This is a genomic window from Agaribacter flavus (assembly GCF_042646125.1).
Classification (GTDB): domain Bacteria; phylum Pseudomonadota; class Gammaproteobacteria; order Enterobacterales; family Alteromonadaceae; genus Glaciecola; species Glaciecola flavus.
The window spans coordinates 83,789-103,357 of sequence record NZ_JBHRSW010000029.1 but is presented as its reverse complement, the minus strand read 5'-3'; the positions used below and the strand labels follow the sequence as shown (position 1 = coordinate 103,357).

Annotated in this window: 22 protein-coding genes; 15 read left to right on the top strand and 7 right to left on the bottom strand. The window is 44.0% G+C overall.

Annotation, left to right across the window (positions count from 1 at the left end; translation table 11 throughout):
* Positions 1–2: 2 nt before the first annotated feature.
* From gspE to ACFOHL_RS13470, 11 genes are all read left to right on the top strand, one after another.
* Positions 3–1,583: a type II secretion system ATPase GspE gene (gene gspE / locus ACFOHL_RS13520; RefSeq protein ID WP_376920765.1), complete on the top strand. Its 1,581-nt coding sequence runs from the start codon at positions 3–5 to the stop codon at positions 1,581–1,583.
* Positions 1,583–2,800, top strand: coding sequence for a type II secretion system inner membrane protein GspF (gene gspF, locus ACFOHL_RS13515; protein WP_376920764.1), 1,218 nt, complete (start codon positions 1,583–1,585; stop codon positions 2,798–2,800). The genes gspE and gspF overlap by 1 nt, the downstream gene beginning before the upstream one ends.
* Before the next feature lie 3 nt (positions 2,801–2,803).
* Positions 2,804–3,253, top strand: a complete 450-nt coding sequence (gene gspG / locus ACFOHL_RS13510; RefSeq protein WP_376920763.1) for a type II secretion system major pseudopilin GspG — start codon at positions 2,804–2,806, stop codon at positions 3,251–3,253.
* Between the two features lie 68 nt (positions 3,254–3,321).
* Entirely contained in the window at positions 3,322–3,957 is a 636-nt protein-coding gene (gene gspH / locus ACFOHL_RS13505) for a type II secretion system minor pseudopilin GspH (RefSeq protein WP_376920762.1), read from the top strand.
* On the top strand, positions 3,954–4,352 hold the full coding sequence (gspI, locus tag ACFOHL_RS13500) for a type II secretion system minor pseudopilin GspI (protein ID WP_376920761.1): 399 nt from the start codon (positions 3,954–3,956) through the stop codon (positions 4,350–4,352). Before gspH ends, gspI begins: the two co-directional genes overlap by 4 nt.
* A complete protein-coding gene (gspJ, locus tag ACFOHL_RS13495; RefSeq protein ID WP_376920760.1) occupies positions 4,349–4,984 on the top strand; it encodes a type II secretion system minor pseudopilin GspJ in 636 nt (211 codons plus the stop codon). Before gspI ends, gspJ begins: the two co-directional genes overlap by 4 nt.
* Positions 4,984–6,135: a type II secretion system minor pseudopilin GspK gene (gene gspK, locus ACFOHL_RS13490; protein WP_376920759.1), complete on the top strand. Its 1,152-nt coding sequence runs from the start codon at positions 4,984–4,986 to the stop codon at positions 6,133–6,135. Before gspJ ends, gspK begins: the two co-directional genes overlap by 1 nt.
* A gap of 3 nt (positions 6,136–6,138) precedes the next feature.
* Positions 6,139–7,326 (top strand): type II secretion system protein GspL, encoded by a 1,188-nt coding sequence (gene gspL, locus ACFOHL_RS13485; protein WP_376920758.1) that lies wholly within the window; start codon positions 6,139–6,141, stop codon positions 7,324–7,326.
* Between the two features lie 12 nt (positions 7,327–7,338).
* Positions 7,339–7,815: a type II secretion system protein GspM gene (gene gspM, locus ACFOHL_RS13480; RefSeq protein WP_376920757.1), complete on the top strand. Its 477-nt coding sequence runs from the start codon at positions 7,339–7,341 to the stop codon at positions 7,813–7,815.
* Positions 7,815–8,570, top strand: coding sequence for a type II secretion system protein N (locus ACFOHL_RS13475; protein WP_376920756.1), 756 nt, complete (start codon positions 7,815–7,817; stop codon positions 8,568–8,570). Before gspM ends, ACFOHL_RS13475 begins: the two co-directional genes overlap by 1 nt.
* A 117-nt stretch (positions 8,571–8,687) precedes the next feature.
* On the top strand, positions 8,688–9,647 hold the full coding sequence (locus tag ACFOHL_RS13470; protein WP_376920755.1) for a GGDEF domain-containing response regulator: 960 nt from the start codon (positions 8,688–8,690) through the stop codon (positions 9,645–9,647).
* Between the two features lie 38 nt (positions 9,648–9,685).
* Here ACFOHL_RS13470 and yjjX read toward each other — a convergent pair whose 3' ends face one another.
* Together yjjX and yrfG are read right to left on the bottom strand one after the other, a co-directional pair.
* Positions 9,686–10,279, bottom strand: coding sequence for an inosine/xanthosine triphosphatase (gene yjjX / locus ACFOHL_RS13465; RefSeq protein ID WP_376920754.1), 594 nt, complete (start codon positions 10,277–10,279; stop codon positions 9,686–9,688).
* Positions 10,279–10,977: a GMP/IMP nucleotidase gene (gene yrfG / locus ACFOHL_RS13460; RefSeq protein WP_376920753.1), complete on the bottom strand. Its 699-nt coding sequence runs from the start codon at positions 10,975–10,977 to the stop codon at positions 10,279–10,281. The genes yjjX and yrfG overlap by 1 nt, the downstream gene beginning before the upstream one ends.
* 131 nt (positions 10,978–11,108) lie before the next feature.
* On the opposite strand from yrfG, the gene nudE reads away from it, so the two are divergent.
* The 4 genes from nudE to ACFOHL_RS13440 all read left to right on the top strand — a co-directional run bounded on the left by nudE (position 11,109) and on the right by ACFOHL_RS13440 (position 14,703).
* A complete protein-coding gene (nudE, locus tag ACFOHL_RS13455; RefSeq protein WP_376920752.1) occupies positions 11,109–11,672 on the top strand; it encodes an ADP compounds hydrolase NudE in 564 nt (187 codons plus the stop codon).
* Entirely contained in the window at positions 11,672–12,502 is an 831-nt protein-coding gene (cysQ, locus tag ACFOHL_RS13450) for a 3'(2'),5'-bisphosphate nucleotidase CysQ (protein WP_376920931.1), read from the top strand. The genes nudE and cysQ overlap by 1 nt, the downstream gene beginning before the upstream one ends.
* A 98-nt stretch (positions 12,503–12,600) precedes the next feature.
* Positions 12,601–13,203 carry a YceI family protein gene (locus tag ACFOHL_RS13445; protein ID WP_376920751.1) on the top strand — a complete coding sequence of 201 codons (603 nt, stop codon included), beginning with the start codon at positions 12,601–12,603 and terminating at the stop codon, positions 13,201–13,203.
* A 57-nt stretch (positions 13,204–13,260) separates the two neighbouring features.
* Positions 13,261–14,703: a diguanylate cyclase gene (locus ACFOHL_RS13440; RefSeq protein ID WP_376920750.1), complete on the top strand. Its 1,443-nt coding sequence runs from the start codon at positions 13,261–13,263 to the stop codon at positions 14,701–14,703.
* Between the two features lie 14 nt (positions 14,704–14,717).
* Here the strand turns inward: ACFOHL_RS13440 and ACFOHL_RS13435 are convergent, their stop codons facing one another.
* The 5 genes from ACFOHL_RS13435 to ACFOHL_RS13415 are packed head-to-tail and all read right to left on the bottom strand — an operon-like array spanning position 14,718 to position 19,500.
* Positions 14,718–15,812 (bottom strand): Kelch repeat-containing protein, encoded by a 1,095-nt coding sequence (locus ACFOHL_RS13435; protein ID WP_376920749.1) that lies wholly within the window; start codon positions 15,810–15,812, stop codon positions 14,718–14,720.
* A gap of 14 nt (positions 15,813–15,826) precedes the next feature.
* Complete coding sequence (locus ACFOHL_RS13430; RefSeq protein WP_376920748.1) at positions 15,827–16,045, bottom strand: YheU family protein; 219 nt, start codon at positions 16,043–16,045, stop codon at positions 15,827–15,829.
* Positions 16,042–17,025 (bottom strand): hydrolase, encoded by a 984-nt coding sequence (locus ACFOHL_RS13425; protein ID WP_376920747.1) that lies wholly within the window; start codon positions 17,023–17,025, stop codon positions 16,042–16,044. The genes ACFOHL_RS13430 and ACFOHL_RS13425 overlap by 4 nt, the downstream gene beginning before the upstream one ends.
* Before the next feature lie 34 nt (positions 17,026–17,059).
* Positions 17,060–17,557, bottom strand: coding sequence for a TIGR02444 family protein (locus ACFOHL_RS13420; protein ID WP_376920746.1), 498 nt, complete (start codon positions 17,555–17,557; stop codon positions 17,060–17,062).
* 11 nt (positions 17,558–17,568) lie between these two features.
* A complete protein-coding gene (locus ACFOHL_RS13415; RefSeq protein WP_376920745.1) occupies positions 17,569–19,500 on the bottom strand; it encodes an ATP-binding cassette domain-containing protein in 1,932 nt (643 codons plus the stop codon).
* Positions 19,501–19,569 lie beyond the last annotated feature (69 nt).

Below are 19,569 nucleotides of genomic sequence, written 5' to 3'. Positions count from 1 at the left end.
CAATGACTAAGGGGCAACAACATGTAGCGCTACCGGATGATGAGGCCGAGGCAAACAGTAACACAACAATACTTGAGCAAGTTGAAGATATAGCACCCGAAGAAGAGAGTAGTGCTGGCAAGTATCAAATCCCATTTAGTTTTGCAAAGCGAAACCAAGTACTTGCTGATCCCACAACAGAGCCGCTTACCTTGCATTATACCGCGCAAACCTCGCTCGCAGCCTTAGCAGAAGTCAGACGATTTTTAGACACAACGTTTACACTATCAAAACTAGAAGAAGGCGCTTTTGAACAGCTCTTAACCGTGTCGTTCCAGCGCGATTCGTCTCAGGCTCAACAACTAATGGAAGACCTCGGCAATGAAAGTGATTTATTCGCTTTGGCTGAAGATCTACCTGATACCGAAGATCTACTCGACAATGAAGACGATGCGCCGATAATCAAGCTGATCAATGCCATGTTAGGCGAGGCTATAAAAGAAGGCGCTTCGGATATTCACATCGAAACTTTCGAAAACAAGCTCATTGTTCGTTTTCGTGTAGACGGAGTACTCAGGGAAATTCTCAAGCCACATCGAAAAATGGCGTCGATGCTTGTGTCAAGAATCAAAGTAATGGCAAAACTAGACATCGCAGAAAAGCGCGTTCCCCAAGATGGTCGCATTAGTTTGCGTATTGGTGGGCGAGCGGTCGATGTGCGTGTGTCTACGATGCCATCATCCCATGGCGAACGGGTCGTTATGCGTCTTTTAGACAAAAACAACGCACGCTTAAACCTCGAAGACTTAGGGATGACCGAGGCCAATCGAGACCATTTTGCCAATTTAATCCGCAAACCCCATGGCATAATCTTGGTAACGGGGCCCACTGGCTCGGGTAAAAGTACGACCTTGTACGCGGGCTTAACAGAAATTAATTCCAAAGACCGAAATATTCTCACCGTCGAGGATCCAATCGAATTTGACATTGCAGGTATTGGTCAGACTCAAGTCAACCCTAAAGTCGATATGACGTTTGCAAGAGGTCTTCGAGCCATTCTTCGGCAAGACCCCGATGTCGTGATGATTGGTGAGATTCGCGACATTGAAACCGCACAAATCGCTGTACAAGCCAGTTTAACTGGACACTTGGTGCTGTCCACCCTGCACACCAATACGGCTGCCGGTGCTATTACTCGCTTAGAGGACATGGGCATTGAGCCCTTTTTACTCTCGTCTAGCTTACTCTCTGTACTGTCACAACGACTGGTACGGACGCTATGCGACAATTGCAAACAAGCCCATCAACCTTCAGCAAAAGAAAGAGAAGCGCTTGGCCTGTCAGCAAACGAAGACGTCACCATTTATAGCCCAGTGGGGTGCCCCGAATGTAAACACAGTGGGTATAAAGGTCGAACAGGGATCCATGAACAACTCATCGTTGACGAGACAGTGAGAGAAATGATGCACGAAAGCCGTGGTGAACAAGCCATTGAAAAATATGTCAGAGGGTTTACGCCTTCCATCCGCCAAGATGGTACAGACAAAGTATTGGCGGGTATTACTTCGCTTGAAGAAGTCTTGCGAGTGACGCGAGAAGAATAATGGCAGCGTTCGCATACAAGGCCGTTAACCCTCAGGGTAAAAACCAGTCCGGGGTCATTGAAGCTGATACGCCCAGACAGGTACGCCAGCAATTGCGAGAGCGCGGACTCATTCCCCTTGAAGTCGAAACTGTTGTCGAAAAACAGAATTCGAAAAAATCCTTCTCTACATTTTTTAAACGCCGTATTTCGGTCAACGACTTGGCTTTAATTACTCGCCAAATTGCGACCCTAATCGAGGCAGCCCTGCCTATCGAAGAGACACTGCTTGCTGTTGCCGAGCAATGCGAAAAGCCACACCAAAAAAACATGATGATGGCCGTGCGCAGTAAAGTCGTTGAAGGGCATTCTTTTGCTGTTGCTTTGGCTGATTTCCCACACGTATTTGATGAACTGTATTGCGCGATGGTAGCCGCAGGCGAAAAATCAGGGCACCTAGACACAGTATTGAGTCGCTTAGCCGACTACACAGAAAAGCGCCATCAAACTGCCAGCCAAGTTACACAGGCCTTGGTCTACCCATTGGTCATGGTTTTTGTCGCGATCAGTGTCGTTGTTATGCTACTCACTGTCGTTGTGCCAGAAATCGTTGGGCAATTTGACAATATGCAGCAAACACTTCCCTTAATGACAAGAATCTTAATAGCGATTTCTGATGCAGTACGCGACTACGGGATTTACGCAGGTATTTTACTGCTGATCCTCATCATTGTACTCAATCGATTGCTAAAACTGCCGCATATAAAAATAGCATGGCACAAACGAATTTTGCATTTGCCATTCGTTGGTCGCCTTTCTCGCGGAACTAATACCGCAAGATTTGCTCAAACATTAAGTATACTGTCGGCCAGCGCCGTGCCTTTACTAGAAGCAATGAAAATATCGGGCGATGTACTTGCCAACAAGTACTTAAAAATTCAGATCAGCGAAGCGGCCGGTAAAGTGAAAGAAGGCAGCAGTTTACGCGCAGCATTAGGGCAAACCAAAATTTTTCCGCCGATGATGTTGCACATGATAGCTTCGGGAGAAAAGTCCGGTGAGCTGCAGCAAATGCTCAAACGCGCAGCTGATAATCAGGAAACGCAATTTGAAGCGACCGTCAACATGTCGTTGAAAATCTTCGAGCCTTTGTTGATTATTTCTATGGCGGCTATTGTTTTATTTATTGTAATGGCTATTCTTCTGCCAATACTAGCTCTTAACAACCTTGTCGGGTAATTTATGAAATTTAGAAACAGAACTTTGCACACACAATCTGGTTTCTCTCTCATTGAAATCATGGTCGTATTATTTATTATCGGCATCATGGCAGCAGTTGTGGCTCCACAGATATTAGGTAATAAAGATGCCGCTTCAATAAAAAAAGCGGCTGTAGATATTCAGCAACTAGAGAACTCTCTAGAAATGTACCAGTTGCGTACAAACACCATGCCGACTACCGAGCAAGGTTTAGAAGCATTGGTGTCTATTCCCACCATCGATCCGATCCCCAAGAACTATCCTGAAGATGGTATTATCCGACGTTTACCGCTTGACCCTTGGGGGAATGACTATGTGTTGTTAAACCCAGGGCAAGTCGATAAGTTTGACATTTACTCCTTTGGTCCCGATCAGATTGACGGCACTGAGGATGATATTGGCACCTGGAATATTAACGAATATTTACAATAAGGCTTATATCCATACCGCTAGGTGTTTCGCCTAGCTACTTATGCGATGAATTAAATTCATTATCAAAAATGACACTCAAGCAGACAAAACCGTCTATCAAAAACTTGCATAAGCAATCGGGATTTTCCCTGCTTGAAATCATAGTCGTATTATTTTTGCTAGGTTTAATCGTTTCGGTGGTGAGTTTTCGAGGCTTCTCTAGCAACGCCAGCGATGAGGTCGATGAAGAAGCGTCTAGACTGCAAGTATTAATTGAGTTAGCCAGCGATTTTGCCGTATTGAATCAACTACAAATGGGCTTGCGCATCGACCTTGATGACCAAAGCTATGAGTTTGTTTCGCTTAAAGACGACAAGTGGCTACCTATTCAAGACAATAAATACTTTGCCCTGCGAGAACTCCCCGAAGATATTAAGCTTGAGCTCAATCTGGACAATCTTCCTTGGGAACAGGAAGATGCATTATTTGACCGCGACTTGTTTGATGAAAACCTCAGTGTCAGTGATGAGAGCGTCCAAATTGGCGATGAAGAAGATATCCCACCGCCGCCCCCACAAATACTGATATTGTCGAGTGGCGAACTCACCCCCTTTGAGTTGATCTTTAGTTATGAAGGCTATGACGACAACGTAGCGCCGTTTTATGTTTCGCTACAAGGTGAAGAGACCATTCCTATTACTAAAATAGGGCCTGAACTGCTATGAAACGCATACAAGCGAGTAAACAAAAGCATCAAGGTTTTACGCTTTTAGAAGTCATGGTGGCGGTGGCGATTTTTGCGCTTGCAGGGGGAGCAATAGTAAAAGCAGCCAGTGAACATCTTTCTTCTGTCAGCTTACTAAAAAACATGACGGTCGCGACGTGGGTTGCCAACAACCAAATGACAGAAGCCGTTTTGTTGAGTAAGCAACAATGGCCAGTCAAAAATAATTTGTCAGGCGAGAGCGTCATGAGTGGCCGCACTTGGTATTGGCGACAAACGGTGAATAAAACGCCGACTGAGGGCTTGAGTCAAGTCACTGTCGCAGTATTTGAAGACAGCGAGCGCAAACGGCAAATTACCTCTGTTTCCACATTTGTGGTCAAGGAGTCACAATGATTGGAAAGCACACCAGTCGCACTAAGCCTAGCGTGGCGCGCGGCTTTACGCTCATTGAACTGATTATCGCTATTGCCATTTTTTCTTTTGTCGCGCTGGCGGCTGGTGCAGTGTTTACAACAGTTAAAAATAGTAACGACACTTCAAGCGCGGCACTTAAAGATTTACAAGACATTCAACGCGCGATGTTGGTAATGGAGAGAGATTTTTTACAAATGGTCGCGCGTAGCCCCAAAATACCCGGGGAAGAAACGACCTATGTAATACGCGGAGGCAACTTTGAGTTTGAAAGCGATGAAGACGCCATTGCCTTTGTACGTAACGGATGGCACAACCCACAACTCATGCTTCCAAGAAGCACTCTGCAAGCGGTTATTTACCGACTCCAAGATAAACAGTTGCAACGTTTGCACACTAACCATGTTGATTCTGTGATTGGTACTGAGCCGAAGGTGCGAAATTTGTATTCTGGAATTAGTGATTTTCAGATAGAAGCGGCGTTTGAGTATTCTAATAACGAATTAGAGTTTGTTGAAGACATAGAAAAAGACAGCCTGCCAATCGCGATCAAGATAAGCTTGGAAACTGAGGCTTACGGGACTGTTGAAAGATTATTTCAGGTCACGCCGTAATGAGCAACTCCACATGTTTCAGGCAACGACATTACAAAGCTTGCCGAAAACAATCAAAAAGCCAAGCTGGCGTCGCACTCATCGTCGTACTATTGATTGTTGCACTGGTGAGCATACTGGCGATGCAAATGACCTCACGTTTGCAATTGAACATCGCGCGAACAAGCAACATCAAAAATAACAACCAAGCATATTGGTATGCCCTTGGCGCTGAGCAATTCGCCAAGCAGTCGCTTTTAGAGCTTGTGTCCTTGAGCGCAGACAATATCAATTTAAATCAGCCATGGGCGCAAGATTTTGAGTATCCGGTAGACGGTGGTGTGATAAAAGCAAAAATCACTGATATGCAAAGTTGTTTCAATCTAAATGGGGTGTTGCCCGATGCCGATCCCAACCAAGTCGATGCTGGATCAGCGCCCACTAACAACCAAGCGAACACGGGTGAAGCAAACAACAACCCAAACAACAATCAAACTACTAACCAGCAAAATCAAACCCCCTCTCGCGATGCTGGCTTTAGTCTCACTCAAGCAGCAAAAGATGCGCTCAACACTCTACTGTCTCATTATGTCGAAGACTCTCTAGCGGTAGACACAGTTAGAGACTCACTCATTGACTGGATTGACGCAGACGACTTTCAATCCGATTTTGGTGCAGAAGCAGCCAATTACGAGTCCCTACCCCAACCTTATGCGGCTGCAAATGATATGTTAGCAAATACCTCTGAGTTAAGGCTGATAAATGGTGTTGACGAACTGCTGCGTCGAGGCTGGTTACGCGAACTATTGCCACAAGTGTGTGTGATCCCAGAGAGAAATTTCAAACTTAATGTCAACACAGTAAGCGAAGAATCTGCTATAGTCTTGGCGGCCTTGCTCGGCGTTTCAGTAGATGAAGCAAACCAAATAATCTCGTCGCGCCCCGAAGACGGTTTTGCAGATAGGCAAAACTTTTTGGATTTACCCGAAGTCAGTGCATTAAGTTTACGTGCCTCACAAGCAAATTGGTTTGATGTGACGACACGTTACTTTAAACTATATACACAAAGTAGCTTCGACAACGGCGCTCAGTTTAGTATGGCTACTGTGTTTAAAGTAAATGAAGATAATACTTCCATCCGTGTTATCAGTAGAGAGTTTGGAGGAATATAGTAAATGCAACAACTTGTGATTCGATTGGGCAGTAATGAACAATCGCCCTTGCATTGGTTACTTTATTCTAGCACTGAATCTGAAATTATTGCCTCCGGTGAGTTAAAAGGAGGGCTTGCGCAACTAAATAGTTTGCAGGAGCATGCAGAAAACGCGACAGTCATTGCGCTAGCGCCTAGTGCCGATGTCTTGCTGACCTCAGTGATCCTACCCAAAAACGCCAATCGTAAAATTCTCAATGCTATCCCCTACATGTTGGAAGAAAACATTTGTTCCGACGTATCTGAACAACATGTCGCACTCGGTAAACGCGAGGGTGATACTCAGTATGTGGCTATTGTTAGCAAACAGAAAATGCGGTTCTGGAAGCAAGCGCTGCAAAACGCTGGACTATTTTGTCAACAAATACTGCCAGATGCCTCTCTACTGCCAGAGCCATTAGAAAACCAAATAAACTTACTGCAAGTTGGCGATGACCTGCTTGTTAAAGCATATGATGGAGAGGTCATGCAAGGCGAGGCAGCATGGTTACTGCCTTTAGTTTTACAAAAAGAAACCTCCGGCTTTTTCGCGTTTAGTGAGCTTGCAGACAAGGAGCCATCCAGCTCTATCGAATACAACTTTGATAAACTACCGCTTGAACTCTTACGCGAACAAATTAGCAACACTGCACTCAACTTGCTGCAAAATGAATTTACAGTTAAAGCAAAATCTAATCCCCTTTGGGAAAAATGGCGCATAGCGGCGGTACTTGCTGTGTTGGCATTGTCGGTGAATTTGACCAGCAAAGCGATTGAGCTAAATCAGTTAAAACGTGAAAGAGCGCAAATAGAACAACAAATTACGCAAACAGTAAGAGACGCATTTCCGAACATACAACGGGTGAGATTGTCCATCGTAAAACGACTGGTTGAACAAGAGGTGCAGCGTCTTGAAGGCACAGGTGGCGGTGCGAGTATGTTAGCTATGTTGTCACAGATGACAGAGGCATTTAGTCAGTCTGGCGTTACGCCTCAAACCCTTCGCTTTGACAGTTCTCGCACAGAACTGCGGATGCAATCGGTAGCGAGCAATTTTGAATCACTCGAACAATTTCGGCGCGAAGTGCAAAATTTAGGCCTACAAGTAGACCAAGGAGCCATCAACAATCGCGGTGACCAAGTTGTTGGTGTCATTGTCGTTAAAGGCTAAGGAATAATATACATGAATTTTATTTTTCAATGGTTTAAAGGCCTTTCTGATAGAGAAAAACGCATCGTCACCTTTGGTGGGATAGTCGGGATTGTGACGATTTTTTACTTGGCTATATGGTCGCCATTAAACGCTGCAATCGAAGAAAATAAAGCCCAAGTGACGCGTGTTAAGGCCTTGAATACTTGGGTGCAAGAGCGAGCTGCAAGAGCACAACGCCTACAGCAAGTCGGACAATCAGTGCGTTTCAGTGGTTCACTAACACAAGTGATCAATCAAACCTCCCGTGGTGCCAATGTATCAGTATCAAGAATGCAACCACAAGGCGATGACATCCAAGTATGGATAGACGCTGTTCCCTTTACTAGCCTGATGCGCTGGTTAGAATCATTGGAAAAGCGTGGCGTGAGTATTGTTCAGTCGGACATCAGTGAAACTGACAGTCCTGGCATTGTTCAGGTTAGACGCCTCCAGCTTGGAGCAAGCTAGTGAAAATCTGGCAGTGGATAGTATTCGGTGTGATTTTGTATGTGCTGGGCTTAATTGTCTATGCACCGGCAAGCCTTATCACCTCTCTGATTCATCAAGCTAGCAATGCACAAATTAGCATTGCTGAGCCGAAAGGAACGGTATTTTCTGGCTCCGCAGCTAAGGTATCATTCAACGGGATAGTTGTTAATGATGTCAATTGGCATTTATCTCCGCTTCACCTGCTATTGTTAAAAGCCACTATTGATGTGAAGGGTGGCGCCATAAGAGACATGGAACAAGCATACGTTTCAGGCAGAGCGAGTGTCAGTTTGGTTAATTTTCAAAATATTAGCCTACAAGATATGCAAACGTTTATTCCGGTTAAAAGTATATTAGCTCAAGTTAAACTGCCCGTATTTATTACCGCTGAGGGAAGGGTCAGAGTAAACATTCAAAGCTTGCAAGCCGACCCTAGCTGTCTTCATTTACTCGGAGTAGGTGGCTGGCAAAATGCCTCTATTGCTGATAATGGAAAAGTCACGCAGTTGGGAAGCTTTGACGCTAATTTAAACTGCAACAACGGCCAGTATACAATAAACATTGATGAGCAAAATATACTCAATTTAGATGCCAATATCACAGTCGGTATTGATGGAAGTTATCAAGTAAACGGTAAGTTTAAGCCCGATCCCACGCTTCCCACAGAGATCAAACAAGCCGCCAGTTTTTTTGGTCGTGCAAATTCTCAGGGTTTCTACGAAATTAAGCTATAATCAAGCTATACTTTGAATAAATAGCAGACTTTTGTGCATAAATTGTTGTTTTTTTCTACAGTTTAATACAATAATGCCGACGTATTACTAGTCTTTCTTAAAAATGAGGTATTTCGTATGGATATACCGCAGGAAGCAGTAGTAAAGCCGCGAATTCTAATTGTAGATGATGAAGCGGCACACATCATGACGATACTATCAATTGTGGGTAAAGAATACGAGGTCAGCTTTGCAATGAATGCAAACGATGCCTTTCGTTTGAGCCAACAATACCCTCAACCCGACTTGATTTTAATGGACATTACGATGCCCGAGTGTGACGGCTATCAGTTATGTGCCATGCTCAAAGCCGACCAGCAAACTCAACACATCCCAATCATATTTGTCTCTGCCAATGAAAGTGAAGAAGATATAGCAAAAGGTTTCAATGTGGGGTGCGTAGATTACTTGGTCAAACCGGTTCGACAACAAGAACTTAAAGTTAGGGTCGCCACACGCTTGGCGCTTCATAAGCACACCCGATCACTGGAGCAACTTGCATATCAAGATCCATTGACGCAAGTTGCTAATCGACGAAAGTTTACTGAAACCTTGCAACGCGAATGGTCTAGGTGTGTCAGATACCATCAACCGATTGCCGTACTTATAGTTGACCTCGACAACTTTAAACAAATTAACGATTCCTTTGGACATGCCGCAGGCGATCATTGCCTAGAGAACGTAGCAGAAGTTTTGCGCAGCAGTATACATCGCCCTGGTGATTTGGTTGCCAGAATGGGTGGAGATGAATTTGCTTTGATATTTAGTGATTTTGAACCCTCTGCCAGCAACAAAAAATGTCGAACGATTCAAGACATGATTGCGCGTATTCCTAAATTCAAAAACAGTGACGAGAGTGCTGATTTAACCGTGAGTATGGGGATGTCTGTAATGTACCCTGACACTAAATCTGATGCGCTTGATGCACTGAGAGAAGCAGATAGCGCGCTTTATAAGAGTAAGCAAGGCGGAAAAAATTGTTACCATATTAGTAAACCATACTGCGCTGGGGAAACCAAGTTAGCGCACTTTAAATGATGGTAAACTGGGACAGGAATCCCTATATAGCATTGATTTTATTGGTTATTTTTTGTGTCATTATCTATAAATAAGCGTTTATGTACAAAAGGAGCCAAGGCTAGCACACACGCACTGGTGTAAGTTGATTGTCTGGTTTCTAAGCCTTGAGTCAATTGCCCGATCGCACCGCCTTTTTGTTTTATGTTTATGGTGTTGAACAAGCTGTCCATTGCGTGCCCCAACTCTTGGCCTGATAATAACTTCTCAAACACGCACGGTGGTAAGGGTAAACTTGCTGTTTGCCCAAATACCATCGTGTTTCCGTCTGATATACAGATGATCGCAAAAGTATTCGGTTGCCCTTCAAACAGATCTACGCCGCCCTCAAACGCAATAAAATACGTTTTTTCCACTTCAGTATCGCTATCAGTAGTTGGAGACGCCGAAAAACGACTCAATAAAGCCTCTACTCTGTTTTTTGCGCCATCCCGCGTTTCTTGATAGTTCATGGGTTGATCAGGTACGCCAGATGCAACAGCCACACCCTCGGCGATGATTTCATATTCATTAAACATGGCTTTAAATGCTGCTTCCGCCGCCTTCACCTTTACTGGATTCTTGGATCCGACCCATACCTTGAACTTACTCACTACTTGCTTTCCTGTTTAGCTTCAAAACGGATCTCACGTATTGAATCAACAAGTTGGCGGTAATCATCAATATGTAAATGTCGATCCATCGGTTTTTCTGGTAGCTTGCTATCGGGATTATTTATGCCGAGGGTATAAGCAATACCAAAGGCTTTAGCCGTATCTAAGATCCCCTCGTTGTCATCAACAAAGAGCGTATGTTCGGGACGAAAATTCAGGCGAGCGTGCAACTGTTGCCAAAGAGATGGAAACTCTTTGCTAACGCCAAATTCATGGGTCGAAACCAATTCGTCAATATACTTGTCCAGTTTGGTTTGCTCTACCTTAAGACTGAGGCTACCTGGATGGGCATTCGTGACTAACACAAGTTGTCGTCCAGATTCTCGCAGGGCACGTAAAAATGGGATCGCGTCTTCTCGCATAGTAATGAGATGCTTGAGTTCTTGCTTTGCCTCAACAATGTCCAAGTCCAATTTCTCTGACCAGTAATCAAGGCAGTACCATTCAATGCACCCCTGCACCTGCGAGTACATGCTTGATAACTCCTGCTTACATCGTTCAATTGGTTTGCCACTGCGAATGGCGAGTTTTTGCGGGACGAGTTCAAGCCAAAAGTGGTTGTCAAAATGGAGATCAAGCAAGGTTCCATCCATATCCAATAAAACAGTCTCTATCTTATGCCAGGGTAACAGTGCCAATTGAATTTCCTTGTGCTAAGGTTACGAAATATATATGTTTTTACTTTAGTCTGTTTATCTTTTTGGTTTTATACTGCAAATAAACAGTCTTTAGGGATAATAAGCGCCCAAGTGTATCGCGTAGCCACTCAATGAGTAAATTAAAACCACCAAAAACTCTGCCGCAAATTAATGCGCGCCGACAAATCGCTAGAAGTCGCTTTTTTTGTATTGAAGAGGTCGATTTGGCATTTAGCAATGGAGAGACGCGTACCTTTGAGCGAATGGCTGGCAGCGGTCGTGGCGCAGTAATGATTATTCCTCTTGTCGATGACGAGCACTTTTTGCTAATTCGAGAATATGCTGCTGGCACTCACTCCTATCAACTGGGTTTCCCTAAAGGCCTTATTGATCCAAATGAAACACCTGAAACCGCGGCAAATCGAGAACTACAAGAAGAAGTCGGTTACGCAGCAAAAAAGTTGAGCATGCTTAAAACGGTACAAATGGCGCCTACCTTTTACGATGCGTCTATGCATATCTTTGTTGCTGAAGGCTTGCACCCATCCTCACTGATTGGGGATGAACCGGAACCGCTAGAAGTCATAAAGTGGCCAATTAACCAAAGCACGGAATTGCTAGACAATGACGATTTTCGCGAAGCGCGCAGCGTTGCTGCTTTGCTCCTGTTACAACGTTGGAGAAAGAGTCTATGATGTCAAAACCTATCGCAGAGTTGTTAGAAATCGCGAAAGACATTGCTGTTAAAGCGGGTGAAGAAGTCCTCCAAATTTATGATAAAGGAGAATTTGAATCTTATGAAAAAGAGGATGAATCACCGGTAACCAGCGCAGATTATCGAGCTAACGAAATCATTGTGGAAGCGTTAACCAGACTTACCCCCAAAATACCCATCATGTCAGAAGAAACCGACATTCCCGCGCTCAATGACAGGGAAAACTGGCGACGGTATTGGTTGATCGACCCAATTGATGGTACGCAGGAGTTCATTGCGCGATCGGGCGACTTTACTGTCAATATTGCCCTCATTGAAAACAACCAACCTGTAATTGGTGTTATTTATTGGCCTTGTGGTCAGTCATTGTATTTTGCTAGCCAAGACGAAGGCGCATATAAGCGCTGCCCAATCGAAACCAAACCGATAAAGGTGCGTGAGTTTTCTGTGCCAAGTGAAGATGTCATTGTCATTGCTATCAGCCGCAGACAATCCAGAGAGCGTGTACTTAAGCGCCTTAGTGCAAAACGCGAATACCAGACTTTGCCTACCGGTAGTTGTTCATTAAAGGCCTGCTTTATCGCAGAAGGTAAAGCGGACGTATTCATGCGCTTAGGCAAAACAGGAGAATGGGATACAGGCGCCTCTCAATGCATCATAAACGAAGCTGGGGGAGAAATTTGCGCCGCTGACTTTGCTCCCATAACATATAATCAACGTGAGTCAGTAGAAAATCCAGATTTTGTTGTCTTAGGTGACCAACGTGTAGATTGGCGCAATATTGTGCAGTATTATGTACCAAATGATTGAACGATGAAGGACACATTCAAGATCCACACATCTCATCAATCGTATAATTCTCAACATAAATAAATATTCTTTTAGCCTAATAACAAGGATGGCAAACTATGCTTACATTAGCCTTCAAAAACCTATCTCGTCACAGTGCTATCTTAATTACTGGGCTGTTGCTGTTAAGCACACAATCCTTTGCTAATTACAGCTTGGATCTCAAGGAAAGTTCTGTGCATTTTCTTTCCACCAAAAATATCAATATCACTGAAATTCATAGCTTTGACAAATTTTCGGGTAACATTGATGCATCGGGCAAATTAATGCTGAGCATTGACCTAAGTTCTGTTAACACCCTTATTCCAATCCGCAACGAGCGTATGCGAAAGATGCTGTTCAATGTAGTAAAGTATGCGACCGCCGAATTTAATGCTAATTTAGATAAATCGATACTATCGATCAAAGCCGGTCAGGTAAAAAACGCGACCATTGAAGGCAATTTATCGATGAGTGGAAAAATCCAAGCAATCAGCTTCGAGGTGCGTATTGTTGGATTACAGGACGGTCGTATTTTTGCAACGACCACAAAACCAACGCTTATTCATGCTGAAAAATTTGGTCTTCAAAAAGGCTTGGAAGCATTGAGGGAAATTGCAAAATTAAAGCAAATTTCAACAACCGTACCTTTGAGTTTTGCCGTGACATTTTCACCAGAATAAGGTTAAATTTCAGACAAATTGTTATTCAGTTTTAGTCAAAGAAGTATAGGATAAGTTGTGGCTGCAAATCAAAATCCCAAAAGTCTGTTCGTAGCATTAGGTGTGTCAGTTTTTCTGGTGATTGTCATCTCTGGATACGCCACAATCAATGATCTCGCGGGCAAACAAAGCCAACAGCATCAACAATCTATTTCTCCCGTCTTTGCGCTAATTGAAAACGAACTAACCGAGCCTTTACACATAGCAAAAACACTGGCTGAAATCGGTGTCTATGATGAGTATTTTCAAAGCCAAACACCCGACGAAGAGAAGTTAGTTCCGCAACTCAAATCATATCAAGACACTTTCGGATTACAGTTTTATCTGGCTCATGAAAACTCTCGCAAACAATTCAATTCTGACGGTAGAGTGTTTGATCTCATTGAAGGCGAAATTGTTTGGTACTTTGCGCTCAAAGACGAAACAGATTCTGAGATCCAAGCCGTCTTAGGGCAACGTGAAGACGTTCATCTGTTCATTGATGTCCGACAGTACGACGATGCTGGCAATTTCATTGGCTTTGCGGGCGTTGGTAAATCCCTATCGGATTTTTTACGATCTTTTGAAGAATTCAGGAGCGAATACGGTCACGAGTTTGTATTTGTAAATAATCGACAAGAAATCGTTTTATCATCTATTCCCGAGCTATCCCCCGCACAAGCGCTGCATGAAGATGACGATATTGGCATAAAGCTCGAAACAGAAATGTATTGGTACGAAGAATTTATTGAAAAGTCTGCAGACGCACTAGAGCCCAGTGCGGTAGTAGAAGCAGAAGACGGTGACCTACTGATATCTCGTTTGAATTTGGAAAATTTAAACTGGAGTCTATACATCCTTACGCCCCTCAACAGTCGGCAACAAGAAGTTAACCAGTCTTTCGCCATCTACGTTGCACTCGGCATGATACTCGTTTTGTTTGTCTATAAAATTTTGTATCGGATTATTGATGCCTACATCGATAGAGTCAGTTGCAACATGAATCAAGACCCATTAACCGGCTTGGCAAATCGTAAATACGGTAGGCATTTTTTCAATCGCATGCGCAAACGCAATCGACAAATTGCCGTGGTGGTGACCGATTTAGACCACTTTAAAAGGATAAACGATACCTATGGTCACATGGCAGGTGATCATGTGCTCAAAGAGGTATCAGAGAGCTTTGCAAGTGTATTAGATAAGAAGGACTTGGCGGTAAGATGGGGAGGTGAGGAATTTGCTTTCATCCTGCCTGATACGGACGGCGAAGAGGCGAAAGATATAGCAGAGGCGGCTCGCTTAGCCATAGAGAGGCTGGATATCGCGGTTGATTCTTCAACAAAAATAAAAATCACTGCAAGTTTTGGCATATACGCTTCCAGACAGTACGCAGATACCTTAGACGTGATGATTGAACGAGCAGATAGAGCAATGTATAAAGCTAAAGCAGACGGCAAAAACAAAGTGCTTAGCGCCTGCTAAATTAATGAGTTAAATTAAGGCAGTTTGAATCGTTCAGCACTAACCAACTCTGGGCCACCGCCACGATTTCCACTGCCCGAAACGGTATAAATATAGTCATTGCCATCAACAAATACCATCGCAAAACCAGTGCCATGGCGGCCTCGATTTAAATTACCAAGCTGCGTCCATGATTGCTTTTCGGGCGAAAATAAGAAAACCTCGTCATGCGCTGCACGTTGGCTGCCACTTTCACCGCCCCCTGCTACTAAACCATAGTCGGTCGCAATGGCCATATTACCCGCACTTTGTACCGGAATGTTTAAAGACTCGGGTAAACTTGACCATTGATCAGTGCGAAAATCATACACATCAACATAAGGCGTCGTTAGTTCAAAACCTTGTTTAGTCGCTTGAGAAGAACGTCTTCCCCCCAATAAATACAACTTATGATCATATACTGCGGCTTGAAGGTGATCACGCGCATTGGGAGCATCGGCTAAGCGAGTCCACTTGCCGGTACGAGGATCGTAAGCATCAAACCAAGCATTCGTTCCCCGCATATGACCTTCTGTTATCCCGCCAATCACGTAAATTTTGTTCTGATACACAACGCTTGCTGCTCCCCCTCGGCGCCGTGATTCGGGAATAGTGTGAGTAAACGTAAAGCTATCCGTTGATGGCGTGTACTTTATTACTCGATCGATGGGTATTTCGTTCGGCCACCCGCCAGTAAACGCCCCTAAAATATATATGCCATCATCAAAACTGACTGCTTGAAAATGATGAACTTCAATTGGCGGTTTAGCACCTAGCTTCCAAGTCGCTGTGATTGGATTAAAAACATTGGTTGGGTTAACACGTCTTCCCCCCAACAAATACAAGATATTGTCATGGGCAACTAGACTGGCTTCATGTCTAGCGACTGGCTTGTTGATTTGTTCTACTTCTTCCCATTGTGAAGTAAGCATTTGTGCAAAACCTGCATGCCATTGCTCGCTGTTAGTCTCTTTTTCAGACTTTTGCAGCGATGCTTGACATGACGCTAGTGTCAAAAGGCTCAGTATGACTAGCAAACTAGCTAGGCTTTTGTAGTAAATACGGCGACTTTGCGTTAACTTTGCAAGCATCGTTTTCTCTCCCGCTATTTTTGTAAATGATCCTTAAAAACTATGTTAACGGAATCAAACTCCTCTGAATACTGGATAAAAACCTCACCCGCTTTTAACTGTCGGTACACATCCTCGACCTTTTCTTCCAGCGTTTTTTCAACATCCCCGTAATCCGTGCCCTCGCGCAGCACAAAACTCTCGATGACATTGATTAGTGTCGTTTTTTCTAGAGAATCATAAGGAATAATCATAAAAACGCCTTAATAAATTTCGTAATCCTTTCTGGCAACCAAAGGCGCGGCTTAACCGGCGAACCATGCACAAAGCCAACATGTCCACCATGTGCACTCAACTCATAGGCTAAACTGTTAGAGAGCTGTTCATTGTTTGGTATAACGCGATTGTCCATAAAGGGATCATCAGCCGCATGCAACATGAGCGTGGGGATATTGATTGCTTGTAAACAGGATATCGCACTGCATTTGCTGTAATAATCATCAGCACTAGCAAACCCATGCAGTCTAGCAGTAATATGCTCATCAAAGTCTCTAAATGATGACAAGGCTTTGATTTCCTCGCGAGTCAGGTTCAAATACCTTGTCATATCGACATGTTGCATTTTCAACAATACATTGGCTTTCATACTCTTCAACAAATGACTTTGGTAAAGTGCAGAAAAACCAGTATTAATTGCCTCAGCGCAAGCATGAAGGTCAATTGGAGCAGACACCGCTACGGCTGAAACTACCGGATGTTCTTTTGGCTCTGCCAGTAATTTTAAAAGCATGTTACCGCCCAAAGAAAAGCCTACACAAAAAAGTTTTGTATCCACGTAACGTTGTTTTACATGCTTGAGAATGTAGTTTGCATCTTCCGTATCGCCCGAATGGTAGGCGCGTGGTGTCAAGTTTAATTCACCACTGCAACCGCGAAAATGCATCAATACAGCGCCCATGCCCGCGCGATACAAAGTCGAAAACAAATGCCCTATGTAATGCGAATGTATCGACCCTTCCAAACCATGAAAAACCACAGCAATTGCTTTGGGCTCTGGTGGCAAATACCACGCAAGATCAACAAAGTCGCCGTCGGACGTGGCAACGCGCTCTTGAATCGTGTTTAACTTAGGCACGGGTATGGCATACTTTGGCCAAATAGTTTGAAAGTGGCGGTTTTTAGCCCACACCGGCGCAACAAACTGACTCTGAGAAACCTTACCAAATAGTGTCATTACTTATATATCACTTCTCTTTCCGCCATTGCATTCACACATTTTCCAATATATTAAGAGCAGCTTGCAGGCGTTTGTCGCCTTGATTGTGTTTTTGCAAACCAGCATATACTGCCATCAGCCCCTCGACATATTCATTTAGTGCAGAGCTCAATAAATTGTTTTGTGCGTAGGAGCTTGCATTTGAACATGGCAGTATTTTGAGCCCTGCTATCAATTCTTTTTGAAGCGCTTGTTCCATACGCAGTTCCTGTTGTAAAGCAAGTTGGTACTTCTTATCGTCCTGTTCTTTTAAGGAACGGCGTGCTTCTCTGTGCGCAACTATTGTCTCGTTCGCGTGCCGAACGTGTTTGTGTAACACGAGCAAATGTTGCCCAGACAGGGGAGAATTTTCAGATCCCATGTACATTGCAAGCAAAACGATGTTCACTTGCGCTTGATAGCTGTCTTGTAAAAACAAGCAAGCTTTTTTCACCTCTGGCTGTGCATATTTTTCACAGGCATACTGCCAAAATGCTTTTGCGGTTAACATACGACTGAGACTCAAGTACTTTGTTGTTTAAATGCCTGTTCCGCCGCTTCGATATCTTCCGCTGCCTGCATCCATTCAAGCTCGACAATTTCTAAGGCCGCCTTACTTTCCGCTTGCTGACCCAGTATGTCTTTTAACTTGTCCTTATTTTCTGCGGCATAGATATCAGCTTCGGCCAACGCCGCCTCAAACTGCGAGAGTGAGATATTGAGCTTTTCCATTTGCGTTTCAGCTTGTTGAAGCTGTTGTTTCAAGGGTTTAATCGACTGTCTAAACTCTGCTTCCATGCGCTTTTGTGTTTTGCGATCAAGTGGCTGCTTGGTCGCGGTTTCTTGAGCACTTGCCTGCTGATTACGATCTCGCTGCGCATTAGGTTTTGCTCCTTGCAACATCCATTTGCGATAATCTTGAAGATCACCGTCAAACGGCTCGACTTTGCCTGCATCCACAAGATAAAAATCGTCACATACCGCTTCCAACAAAAACCGGTCATGTGACACCAATACAATGGCACCTTGATAACTTTGCAATGCGTAGTTTAAGGCTTGTCGCACTTCTATATCCAAGTGGTTTGTCGGCTCATCCAACAACAGTAAATTAGGCTTTTGATAAACAAGAATGGCCAATACTAAACGCGCTTTTTCGCCACCAGACATCGGTGCGACGGGTTCAAGTGCGCTATCGCCATGAAAACCAAAACCACCTAAAAAGTCGCGAATGGACTGCTCTGTTGCTTGCTTATCCAGATTTTGAATGTGCCAGAGTGGCGTGGCCTGCATATCAAGGCTGTCGACTTGATGCTGTGCAAAATACCCCACATCAAGACCTTGCGATAGATGATAATCACCAGCAATTGGTGCAAGCTCCCCAGCCAATAGTTTAACCAGAGTAGATTTACCCGCCCCATTACGTCCGAGCAGTCCAATGCGGCTACCGGGGACTAGATTTAACGCGATATCATCCAAAATAACCGTGTCGCCATAACCCACCTGTGTTTTTTCCATGCCAATCAGGGGATTGGGCAACTTATCTGGTGGAGGAAAGGAAAAGCTAAATTCACTGGCCTGATGAACGGGCAGGAGTTCCTGCATTTTTTCAAGCTGCTTGACGCGAGATTGCGCTTGTTTTGCTTTGCTCGCCTTTGCTTTAAAGCGCGTGATAAAACTCTCTAAATGTTGACGTTTTTTCTGTTGTTTTTCATATTCGCTGGCCGCCAAGCTCAGGCGCATGGCTTTTTGTTTTTCATATGACGAATAGTCGCCGCTATATGACACTAGCTTTTGCTGTTCAAAACTGACAATTTGCGAGACGGTACTATCAATAAACATTTGGTCATGAGAAATCAATATTAACGTGCCTTTGTATTGTTGCAGCCAATTCTCTAGCCAAATAACCGCGTCCAAATCCAAGTGGTTGGTTGGCTCATCAAGCAAGAGCAAATCCGAAGGACAAAGTAGTGCACGCGCCAAATTTAGGCGCATTTGCCACCCGCCAGAAAAATCACTTACCGGCGAATAGTGCTTATCCTGAGTAAACCCTAAGCCATTTAATATACTGCCCGCTCTCGATTTAATATCATACGCGCCAGCTTGTTCCAATGAGTCATGCAACTCAGCCAAACGTTTCCCATGCTCAGCAGGCGTATTAGCAATTTCAGACTCAATTTGACGCAGTGTGGTATCACCATCTATCACATACTCAATTGCTTCTCGCTGCATGTTGTCAATTTGTTGTGCAACAGACACAACACGCCAAGACTTCGGAATAAAACAACTACCGTCGTCGGCCTGTAATTGTCCTTGGAGCAAAGCAAACAAGCTCGATTTACCGCAACCATTTGGGCCAATAATGGCTATTTTATGTTGCGGGTATATATCTAGGCTGGTTTTATCAAGCAGTACTTTCGGGCCGCGCTGTAAACTCAGCTGCTGCAGCTTTATCATTAACTTTTAACCTGAATTGTTGGATTGCGAAAAACTATTGAGAATAACGGCGAGATTTTCCTTTGAAAC